Raw genomic sequence first — 9649 nt, forward strand, 5'->3', positions numbered from 1 at the left:
CCCGCCCGCCACACTCCAGGTGCGCGACACGTAGGCCCGGATGCGCGCGCGGATCCACTGCTGCGCGTACGCCCCGAACGGCACACCCCGCTCCTCGAACCGGCGCGCCGCCTCCACCAGGCCCACGTTGCCTTCCGCCATCAGCTCTTCCAGCGACAAGCCCGTCCACCGGTACTTCCAGGCCAGACGCCGGACCAGCTCCAGGTGCCCCCGCACCCGGATCTCCACTTCCGCCGCATCCACCCCGTCCCCCACACCCTCAACCGTGGACACGCGCTCCTCGTAGATGGCTTCCATGAACGCACCTCCCCAATCAGTCCTCCGCACACCCATCGCGCGGTGACAGGCGTAGAGATAAGCGGGCACGACTCATAAAAAAATGAGCTAGTTTGGATGCATCCATTCGGTTATTCCTAAGTGATGAACTGGCTCAACTACCACCATCTCCTGTATTTCTGGACGGTTGCGCGAGCCGGCAGCATCGCCAGGGCCAGCGAGGAGCTGCACCTCGCCCAGCCGACCATCAGCACGCAGATCAAGCTCCTTGAGGAGTCCCTGGGCCACCAGCTCTTCGAGCGCAAGGGGCGCAAGCTCGTCCTCTCCGACGTGGGCCGCACCGTCATGCGCTACGCGGATGAAATCTTCCGTCTGGGCAACGAGCTGAAGAACGTCGTCTCCGGGTTACCCACGGGGCAGCAGCTGCGCCTCAACGTGGGCGTGCTGGACGTCATCCCCAAGCTCGTCGCCGAGCAGCTGCTCAAGCCCGCGCTGGATGCCGGGCCTTCGCTGCGCATCATCTGCCGCGAGAGCCCCCTGCCCCAACTGCTCGCGCAGCTGGCGCTGCATGAGCTGGACGTGGTGCTCGCGGACGCCCCCGGCTCCGAGCCCGTCAGCGTCCGGTCCTTCAACCACCTGCTGGGCAAGTGCGGCGTGACGTTCTTCGCGGCGGCGCCGCTCGCGCACCTGCGCAAGGACTTCCCGCGCTCCCTGGACGGCGCGCCCATGCTGCTGCCGTCGGAGGAGTCCTCCGTGCGCCGCTCGCTGGATTTGTGGTTCGAGCGCCGGGGCGTCCGCCCCCTCATCGCCGGGGACTTCGACGACAGCGCCCTGCTCCAGGCCTTCGGCCAGAAGGGCCACGGCATCTTCGCCATGCCGTCCATCATCGACGCGGAGGTGCAACGGCAGTTCAACGTCACCGCCATCGGGCACACCGACGAAATCGAGCAGTGCTTCTACGCCATCACCGTGGAGCGCCGCCTGCGCCACCCCGCCGTCGTGGCCATCGCCGAGGCCGCGCGTTCGCACATCTTCGGCGGGTGACGCGGCGTCAGTCCTCCGCCCGGAACACCTCCGCGCCCGCCACCACCGTGGCCAGCACGCGCGCCTCCACCAGCGCGGCCGCGGGCCCCTCCACCGGGTCCTCCGACAGCGCGACGAAGTCCGCGTCCATGCCCGGCTTCAGCCTTCCGCGCCGGACCTCCTCGAAGGACGCCCACGCGGGCCCCACGGTGAAGCCCTCCAGGGACTCGGTCGCGCTCAGGCGCTCTTCCGGATACCAGCCACCCTCCGGCCAGCCCTTCGCGTCCTGCCGCGTGCGCGCCGCGTAGAGCCCCGCGAGCACGTCCGGGTTCTCGATGGGGAAGTCACTGCCCAGCGCCAGGTGCGCGCCCGCGTCCTTCAGCGAGCGCCACGCATAGGCGCCCTTCAGCCGCTCGCTCCCCAGCCGCGTCCGTGCCCAGCGCATGTCACTGGTGGCGTGCGTGGGCTGCACGCTGGCCACCAGCCCCGCGGCGCCCAGGCGCTGGATGTCCTCCGGCCGCAGGATCTGCGCGTGTTCCACGCGGTGGCGCAGCGCCTGCGTTCCCGTCCGCTCCGCGCCTCGCAACAGCACGTCCACCACCAGCGTGTTCGCGCGGTCCCCGATGGCGTGGATGCACACCTGGAAGCCCCGGCCCATGAAGGCCTGGGCGCGGGCTTCAAGTTCCTCCGGCGACAGGAGCAGCAGGCCGCGCTGGCCGGGCTCGTCGCTGTAGTCGTCATGCAGCGCCGCGCCCCGGCTGCCCAGCGCTCCGTCCGCCAGGAACTTCACCGCGCGCATCGAAAGGTGACGACCGTGCCAGGGGCCCTGCTCCAGGTAGCCGTGGCGCTCCTCGCCCTGGCCCGCGGCCATCGCGTAGACGCGCAGGGGCAGCGTCCCCTCCAGGTCCCACGCCTGCAACGCGCGGAAGGCATCCAGGTCCATGCCGGCGTCGTGCACGCCCGTGAGCCCGACCCGGGCACAGCGCTCCAGCGCCGCGCGCAGGCGCGTCTCCAGTTGTTCGCGCGTGGGGGCGGGCATGGCCGCGGTCACCGCGTCCATCGCGTTGTCCACCAGCACGCCCGTAGGCTCGCCCCGAGCGTCCTTGAGGATGCGGCCTCCTTCCGGATCCGGCGTGCTCCGGGTGATGCCCGCGCGGCGCAGCGCTTCGCCGTTCACCCAGGCCGCGTGGTGGTCCACCCGCGTGAGCAACACCGGCGCCCAGGGGAAGCGCTCGTCCAGCTCCGCGCGGCCGGGGAACTCGCCGCCGGGCCACCCGGTCTGGTCCCAGCCTTTTCCGAGCAACCAGTCCCCCTGGAAGCTGGAGGCGGGGGCCCGCGCCAGCCGCTGGAGGACCTCCTCCACCGAGGCCGACTGCTCCAGCCGCACCGTCGTCAGGCTCTTGCCCAGCCCGTGCAGGTGCGCGTGCGCGTCCACCAGGCCGGGCACCACCGTGGCCGCGCCCAGGTCCACCTCGCGCGCATCCGGGCCCGCCGCGGCGCGGACCTCATCGAGTGTCCCCACCGCGAGCAGACGCGCTTCACGCACCGCCAGCGCCTGCGCGAGGGGACGCTCCGGATCCAACGTCCACACCCGCGCGGCCTTGTAGACCGTCGTCTCCACCGTCATGCGGAGGAAGACTACCCGGCTTCGGAGGCGCCACCGTCCACGCCCGGCGCGTTGATGGGACCAGCGGGGCCCGCGGGTTCACTGGGCACGTTCTGGCTGGGCTCGCGGGCCGTGTCCGGACCCTGGAGGGGCTCCTGGTTCTCGGTTCCGGGAGGCTGGGTGGTCTTGCAGGCCACCGCTCCAGCGGTCAGACCCAGAGCAGCGATGAGCAGCACGGCACGGCGCATGAAACCTCCTGAGGATGTTCGAGAGGCCGACCCTAGGGAGGTGCGTCCTCCTCCAGCAACGCGCATCCCCTCCAACGTCCACCATTGGATGCCCGTACAGGCTTCCAGTCCCTCCCTGGCCGGCCGCTCCCCGGGCCCCCGACCTCGGGGCCCTGTCACGCCTCGCGGGGATGCGCACCGTTGGCGAAGTCGGTGTGCGTTCGGGATGTGCGCACCGGAAGGATGCGCCCGGCATGCGGGAGAACGTCGTCAGAGGAGCGGGAGCCCTGCGTTTCGCGGAGGCCCGACGCCGTCACGGGCTCTGGGCCTGCGCCCTGCTCTTCCTCTTCGCTGGCCTCTTCGCTTCAGCGGGCCCCGCGACAGCGGCTTCGTCCGTCATCGCCCGGTGTGAGCTGGAGGGCGTGGTGGATGCCGGTTCGGGCGCCTATCTCGCGGACTGCGTGAAGCGCGCGGAGGACCAGGGCGCCCACGCGTTGCTCGTGCGGCTGGACACCCCGGGCGGCTCCCTGGAGGCCACCCGCACCATCGTGCGTGCCTTCCTGGGCTCGCGCGTCCCGGTGCTCGTGTGGGTGGGGCCTTCGGGGGCACATGCCGGCAGCGCGGGCGTCTTCATCGCGCTCGCCTCCAACGTGAGTGCCATGGCGCCCGGGACGAACATCGGTGCCGCGCATCCCGTGGGCCCCCGGGGCGAGGACGTCGAACAGGACGGAGGCGAACAGCTCGCGCGGAAGATTGAGAACGACACCGTCGCCTTCGCGGAAGGCATTGCCCGGCAGCGGGGCCGCAATCCCGAATGGGCCGCCGCCGCCGTGCGCGACAGCGCCAGTGTTCCCGCCGACCGCGCCGTGGAGCTGCGCGTGGTGGAGTTCGTCGCGCCCACCGAGGCCGCGTTCCTCTCCGCCGTCGAGGGCCGCCGCGTGGAGGTCGCCAGCGGTGACACCGTGACGCTCGCCACGCGCGATGCCCAGGTCGTGTCGCTGGAGCCGGGGCTTTCACAGCGGGTCGTGCATGCGCTCGCACAGCCGTCCATCGTCTACCTGCTGTTCCTCGTCGCGGCGCTGGGGCTGGTGGTGGAGCTGTCCCATCCGGGCGCGGTGGCGCCGGGACTCGTGGGCGTCGTGGCGCTGGTGCTCGCGATGGTAGCGTCGGCCACGCTGCCGGTGCGCTCCGGCGCGCTGGTGCTGATGCTCGTGGGCGTGGGGCTCATCATCGCGGAGCTCTTCGTCACCAGCGGGCTGCTGGGCGCTTCGGGCGTGGGCCTGTTGATACTGGGTGGCGTGTTCCTGGTGGATCGCTTCGAACCGGACTGGTTCGTGGAGCCGTCCTTCCGACTGTCGTGGGGCGTGATGCTGCCCACCGCCCTCATGCTCGCGGGGGCCGCGGCCTTCGTCGCGTACCGCAGCGCCCAGACGCGCAAGCTGCCGCAGTTGGGCGGTGACGCGGGGCTCATCGGGGAGGCGGGCACGGCGTTGGGGCCCGTCACGCCTTCGGGCGGTGAGGTGTTCGTCCACGGCGAGCGCTGGCGCGCCGTCTCCTTCACCCCCATCCACGAGGGCGCCCACGTGGTGGTGCGCGCCGTGGAGGGGCTCACCCTCACCGTCGCGGAGGCGATGCCATGAACGAACTGTTCGGCGCCCTGGGCTTCCTCATTCCCCTGGCCCTGTTGTTCCTCCTCTTCGCCTCCGGCGTGCGCATCGTCACCGAGTACCAGAACGGCGTCGTGTTCCGGCTGGGCCGCTTCGTGGGCCTCAAGCGCGCGGGCTTCCGCTGGCTCATCCCGTTCATTGAACGCATGGTCATCATCGACCTGCGCACCGTGGCGCGCGACGTGCCCCCACAGGACGTCATCACCAAGGACAACGTCAGCGTGAAGGTCAACGCCGTCGTCTACTTCCGCGTCATCCAGGCGGACAAGGCCGTGCTCCAGGTGGAGGACTATCTCTACGCCACCAGTCAGATTGCGCAGACCACGCTGCGCGCCATCCTGGGCCAGGTGGAGCTGGACGAACTCTTGTCCCAGCGCGAGCGCATCAACCATGAACTCCAGCAGGTGCTGGATGCGCGCACCGACCCGTGGGGCGTCAAGGTGTCCAACGTGGAGGTGAAGCACATCGACCTGCCGCTGGAGATGCAGCGGGCCATCGCGCGTCAGGCTGAAGCCGAACGCGAGCGCCGCGCGAAGATCATCGCCGCCGAGGGCGAACACCAGGCCGCGGAGAAGCTCGCCCAGGCCGCGGACGTGCTCAGCCGCAACCCCGCCACCCTCCAGCTGCGCTACCTCCAGACGCTGGTGGAGATTACAGGCGGCGGCAACCACACCATCCTGCCCATCCCCCTGGAGCTGATCCGCGCGTTCGGCGCGGCGGTCGCGCAGCCGCCGCGTCCGGAGCCTTCACGGCGTGACAGCGACGAGGAGGACGAAGACTCGTCGCCCGGTGCGGGCCTGACCTGAAGCCCCCTGGGACTTCTCCCCCCTTCAGGGAGCCGGCTTCTTCGCGAGCGAGCGGACCACGAACTTCGAGTCGACGTATTCGAGGGTGCCCAGGGCCTTTCCGTAGACGCTGGCCGGCTCCTCGACGCCAGCGGTAACCCGGATGGACCGGCCCTTGCGCGGCAGGTGGAATTCCAGGATGGAGCCGCCCCAATCCTTGAGGGTCTTCTCCTGCAGGCCCTTCTTGCCCTTGGGCGCGATGAGCCCTGCATCGGCGTAGAGCTGGAGGGCCTGCGCGGTTGAGATCCGGAGGGCCGCGTTGTCGGCCTTGAAGCCGTCCTTGTCACATCGGAAGGCTTCGATATGGGTCACGGACACGCCCTCGCCCACGAGCACCAGGTGGTAGCCCTCCGGGTTCTTGAAGAGGGCGGCTTCGTAGGTCCCGTCGGGATTCTTGTCCCCCGTGGACACGAAGCCATTGGGCACGTCGCGAACCTTCCAGTCCTTGCCGATGAACTCCTCCGCGACGGACTCCACGTACTCCCCCGACTCCACGAGCCGCGCGAGCTCCTCTTCGGAGACCTCCGCCTTCGGCTGGGCGGCGCTCGCCTTGAGATGAGTCTCCAGGTGCTGGAGCGCGGTCTCGATGTTGGTGGTGGCACAGCCCGCGCGAGCCACCGGCTTCGCGGGAGGAGCCGAGGCCAGGGCCAGGACGACAACGGTGTTCAAGAGCAGCACGACAATTCCTTTCGTCAGGATGGCAGGCAGGCAAGCCCGGAGCCGGCGGCACTCTACCTGCTGCCCGCTCCGGCTTCGTGGAGGGGTGCGGGGGGCCCCCTGATGCGCGGAGTCTGGGATGTCCACTACACTCCGGGCACCGCCCCAAGCCTGCCCGCCGGAGTCTCCATGCTCTTCGCACCGAAGGTGTTTCCCAAGCTGTCTTCGCTGAGCCACTCGGGACGTTCGATGTACGTCTGGGTCTACTACACGATCCCGCTCGCCTTCACGCTGCTGCTGGTGCCCGGGCTGTTCCTCAAGGTGATGGGCATCTCACCGGGGGCGGCGGACGGGGACCTGTTCTTCATGCGGCTGGCGGGCGCGCTGCTGGTGTCCATGTCGTTCATGTCCCATCAGGCGGCCATCCTGGACATGCGCCAGTTCTTCGTCTGGGCGGTGATGGGGCGCACCTTCATCGTGCTGGTGCTCATCATCTGCACGGCGCTGGGCCTGTGTAATCCCATCGTCACGTTCTTCGGCTGCATCGACTTCAGCGGCGCCATGTGGACGCTCATGGGGCTGCGCCGCGACGCGGCCGAGGCGCGCGGACAGCAAGCCATCGCGCAGCCCACGCCCTGACCTTCCGTCCCCACACCCCGGACCCACCATGACGACCGCGACATCGCAGCCGGCCGCCCCTCCCCTTCCGGCCTGGAGTCGGGCCTTCCGCAACATCTCCCGCCAGCATGGCTTCCAACCCCTGCGGGTGGAGGGACGGATCCCGGAGGGGCTCCGCGGGTCGCTGTTCCGTCTGGGCGCGTGGACGTTCGACGTGCACGGGCTGCCATTGCAGCACTGGTTCGACGGTGACGGCGGCGTGATGGGCGTGCGCTTCGGGCCGGACGGCGTCCAGGGCGCGGCACGGCTCGTGGACTCGCGCACCATGGTCGCGGAGCGGAAAGCGGGCCGGCAGCTCTTCGGCAGCTACGCCATGCCCACGCCGCTGCGCAACAAGCTGCTCAACCCCCAGAAGAACAACGCGAACACGGCGCTGCTGCCGTGGAACGGCAAGCTGTACGCGCTGCACGAGCCGAACCTCCCCGTGGAGCTGTCCACGGAGGACCTGACCAGCCTGGGCGAGACGAACCTGGACGGCGTCGTGCTCAAGTCGTTCTCCGCGCACCCGCACCGCGTCGCCTCGCGCGCGACGACGTACAACTTCGGCCAGCACCACGGCCGGGTGAACACGCTGGAGCTGTACGCCCTGCCGGATGGCGGCAAGGCGCGGCACATGGGGTCCGTGACGCTGCCCGGTGCGACCATGGTCCATGACTACCGGGTCACGGACCGCTACCTCATCTTCTTCCTGCCGGCGATGCGCATCGACGTCTTGAAGATGCTGCTGCGCATCGGCGCGTTCGCGAGCAACGTCTCCTTCCGGCCGGGCGCGGCGTCGGAGGTGCTGGTGGTGCCCATCGACGACGTGGCGCACCCCATCCGCATCCCCGCCGACTCCTTCTTCAACTGGCACTTCTCCAACGCCTACGAGGACGGCGACACGCTGGTGGTGGACTACGTGCGCTACCCCGACTTCGCCTCCAACCCGTGGCTGGGGGACCTGGTGCGCGGCAACCCGTCCACCGACGCCGACGGCATGCTCCACCGCGCGGTCATCGACCTGAAGGCCCGCACATTCCGCAGCGAGCAGCTGATGGACCTGAGCTGCGAGTTCCCCCGCGTCGCCCCCAGCGTGGAGTGCCGGCCGTACCAGACGGCCTACCTGGGCGCGCACTCCACCCGCGAGGCCCGGCGCGGCCTCTACGACACGGTGGTGCGGCTGGACCTGCACACCGGCCGCGTGACGCGGGCCGCGCTGGAAGCGGGCCAGTACCCCTCCGAGCCCGTCTTCGTGCCCCGCCCCGGTTCGAAGGCCGAGGACGACGGCTGGCTGCTCACCCAGGTCTTCGACACGAAGACGGACACCACCCACGTGGCCGTGCTGGACGCGGAGCGGCTGGACGCGGGGCCCGTGGCGCGCTGCCACTTCGAGCACGCCCTGCCGCCCACGTTCCACGGCGCGTTCATCCCCGCCTGAGCGGCCCGTCAAACGACGAAGGTCCACCCGCGCATCGCACGGGTGGACCTCTTCACGTCGAACAGCCGTCAGCGGATTACAGCTGGCCGCTGTCCGCGATGACCACCGGCTGGCGCGTCTGGCCGGACTGCGAACCCACGCCTTCGATCTTCTTCACCACGTCCATGCCCTCGACGACCTTGCCGAAGACGACGTGCTTGCCGTCGAGCCACGGCGTGGGGACCGTGGTGAGGAAGAACTGCGAGCCGTTGGTGTTCTTGCCGGCGTTCGCCATGGACAGGAAGCCCGGGCCCGTGTGCTTGTGGATGAAGTTCTCGTCGTTGAACTTCTCACCGTAGATGGACTCGCCGCCCGTGCCGTTGCCCGCGGTGAAGTCGCCGCCCTGGCACATGAACTGGGTGATGACGCGGTGGAAGGCCGAGCCCTTGTAGTGCAGCGGCTTGCCAGCGCGGCCAATGCCCTTCTCACCCGTGCACAGGGCGCGGAAGTTCTCCGCGGTCTTGGGAACGTCGTCGGAGAACAGCTCCATCACGATACGGCCGGCGGGCGCTCCACCGATCGTCATGTCGAAGAAGACCTTGGTGTTTGCCATGTTCACGTGCTCCACGGTGCGGGTTGGGCCAGAGACTGAAAAGGGCGTTCGTGCCGGGACGTACCAGACACGAGCGTCGTGAAGGCACGAGCTAGCACCGTCGCGTGCGCTGCGGAACAAATCCCGACACGCTCAGGCCCCCGGGCTGCCCGGCGGGGGGCCTTCGCGGAAGAGGTCCCCGAGCTCCAGCGTGATGGCCCGGCGGCTCAGGCGCAGCGACGCGAGCGCGAGCACCGCCGTGGTCCCCAAGAGCGCCACGCCCAGGGAGAAGGCCACCACCGGCAGCGCCTCCGGAACCTGGACGCTGCGGCGCAGCAGGTACAAGAGCGACGTCGCCACGAAGGACAGGAGCGCCGCGTACGTGAAGGCGATGGCACGCGCGAGGATGGCGTGGCGGCGGTCCATGATGGACACCTCCTCGCGCAGGAGCGCCCGGCGCGCATGGCCCTCCGGCAGCGTGCGCCATTCGCGGACCATGTCCCGGATGCGCGCGGTGATGCGTGAGATCTGGTTGTCCAACCCCGTCGCCAGGATGCCGCATCCCGACACCATCACCGCGGGCGTCACCGCCGTGCCGATGAGCTGGATGGAAGAGAAGTCCAGGCCGTCCGTGACGCCGTTCATGCCCCCCTTCTGGCCCACCCCCTGTCTCTTATACACC

At 69.7% G+C, this 9649-nt stretch carries 11 protein-coding genes; 5 read left to right on the forward strand and 6 right to left on the reverse strand.

The genetic code is table 11. The features are described from left to right. On the reverse strand, positions 1 to 297 hold a 297-nt coding region (locus D7Y13_RS48815), incomplete at its 3' end, for a sigma factor (RefSeq protein WP_279637146.1). Positions 298 to 420: 123 nt separating this feature from the next. On the opposite strand from D7Y13_RS48815, the gene nhaR reads away from it, so the two are divergent. After that, positions 421 to 1320, forward strand: coding sequence for a transcriptional activator NhaR (gene nhaR / locus D7Y13_RS32235; protein WP_120537771.1), 900 nt, complete (start codon positions 421 to 423; stop codon positions 1318 to 1320). 7 nt (positions 1321 to 1327) lie between these two features. Here the strand turns inward: nhaR and D7Y13_RS32240 are convergent, their stop codons facing one another. Both D7Y13_RS32240 and D7Y13_RS32245 read right to left on the reverse strand, forming a co-directional pair. Then, the gene (locus tag D7Y13_RS32240) at positions 1328 to 2926 is read right to left on the reverse strand and encodes an amidohydrolase (protein ID WP_120585692.1); all 1599 of its coding nucleotides are present in this window, start codon (positions 2924 to 2926) and stop codon (positions 1328 to 1330) included. An 11-nt stretch (positions 2927 to 2937) separates the two neighbouring features. Next, on the reverse strand, positions 2938 to 3153 hold the full coding sequence (locus D7Y13_RS32245; protein ID WP_120537769.1) for a hypothetical protein: 216 nt from the start codon (positions 3151 to 3153) through the stop codon (positions 2938 to 2940). A gap of 233 nt (positions 3154 to 3386) precedes the next feature. Here D7Y13_RS32245 and D7Y13_RS32250 point away from each other — a divergent pair, with 233 nt between their 5' ends. Together D7Y13_RS32250 and D7Y13_RS32255 are read left to right on the forward strand one after the other, a co-directional pair. Beyond that, positions 3387 to 4772 (forward strand): NfeD family protein, encoded by a 1386-nt coding sequence (locus D7Y13_RS32250; protein WP_120585691.1) that lies wholly within the window; start codon positions 3387 to 3389, stop codon positions 4770 to 4772. Further along, positions 4769 to 5605: a slipin family protein gene (locus tag D7Y13_RS32255; protein ID WP_120537767.1), complete on the forward strand. Its 837-nt coding sequence runs from the start codon at positions 4769 to 4771 to the stop codon at positions 5603 to 5605. The genes D7Y13_RS32250 and D7Y13_RS32255 overlap by 4 nt, the downstream gene beginning before the upstream one ends. A gap of 24 nt (positions 5606 to 5629) precedes the next feature. Here D7Y13_RS32255 and D7Y13_RS32260 read toward each other — a convergent pair whose 3' ends face one another. Continuing rightward, the gene (locus D7Y13_RS32260; protein ID WP_120585690.1) at positions 5630 to 6322 is read right to left on the reverse strand and encodes a hypothetical protein; all 693 of its coding nucleotides are present in this window, start codon (positions 6320 to 6322) and stop codon (positions 5630 to 5632) included. Positions 6323 to 6490: 168 nt separating this feature from the next. On the opposite strand from D7Y13_RS32260, the gene D7Y13_RS32265 reads away from it, so the two are divergent. Continuing rightward, positions 6491 to 6940 (forward strand): hypothetical protein, encoded by a 450-nt coding sequence (locus D7Y13_RS32265; protein ID WP_120585689.1) that lies wholly within the window; start codon positions 6491 to 6493, stop codon positions 6938 to 6940. A gap of 28 nt (positions 6941 to 6968) precedes the next feature. Next, positions 6969 to 8396 (forward strand): carotenoid oxygenase family protein, encoded by a 1428-nt coding sequence (locus tag D7Y13_RS32270; protein WP_120585688.1) that lies wholly within the window; start codon positions 6969 to 6971, stop codon positions 8394 to 8396. 76 nt (positions 8397 to 8472) lie between these two features. Here the strand turns inward: D7Y13_RS32270 and D7Y13_RS32275 are convergent, their stop codons facing one another. Continuing rightward, positions 8473 to 8988 (reverse strand): peptidylprolyl isomerase, encoded by a 516-nt coding sequence (locus tag D7Y13_RS32275; RefSeq protein WP_120538366.1) that lies wholly within the window; start codon positions 8986 to 8988, stop codon positions 8473 to 8475. A 132-nt stretch (positions 8989 to 9120) separates the two neighbouring features. Continuing rightward, positions 9121 to 9649, reverse strand: a 529-nt coding sequence (locus D7Y13_RS32280) for a DUF2721 domain-containing protein (protein WP_244222401.1), incomplete at its 5' end; no start/stop codon positions are given.

The sequence above is a fragment of the Corallococcus praedator genome, assembly GCF_003612125.1.
GTDB classification, from domain to species: Bacteria; Myxococcota; Myxococcia; order Myxococcales; family Myxococcaceae; genus Corallococcus; species Corallococcus praedator.

Excerpts from the sequence above, each read along its gene's own strand:
- D7Y13_RS32240 (WP_120585692.1), bottom strand. The coding sequence starts at position 2,926 with ATGACGGTGGAGACGACGGTCTACAAGGCCGCGCGGGTGTGGACGTTG.
- D7Y13_RS32270 (WP_120585688.1), top strand. The coding sequence starts at position 6,969 with ATGACGACCGCGACATCGCAGCCGGCCGCCCCTCCCCTTCCGGCCTGG.
- D7Y13_RS32250 (WP_120585691.1), top strand. The coding sequence starts at position 3,387 with ATGCGGGAGAACGTCGTCAGAGGAGCGGGAGCCCTGCGTTTCGCGGAG.
- nhaR (WP_120537771.1), top strand. The coding sequence starts at position 421 with ATGAACTGGCTCAACTACCACCATCTCCTGTATTTCTGGACGGTTGCG.
- D7Y13_RS32255 (WP_120537767.1), top strand. The coding sequence starts at position 4,769 with ATGAACGAACTGTTCGGCGCCCTGGGCTTCCTCATTCCCCTGGCCCTG.
- D7Y13_RS32245 (WP_120537769.1), bottom strand. The coding sequence starts at position 3,153 with ATGCGCCGTGCCGTGCTGCTCATCGCTGCTCTGGGTCTGACCGCTGGA.
- D7Y13_RS32265 (WP_120585689.1), top strand. The coding sequence starts at position 6,491 with ATGCTCTTCGCACCGAAGGTGTTTCCCAAGCTGTCTTCGCTGAGCCAC.
- D7Y13_RS32275 (WP_120538366.1), bottom strand. The coding sequence starts at position 8,988 with ATGGCAAACACCAAGGTCTTCTTCGACATGACGATCGGTGGAGCGCCC.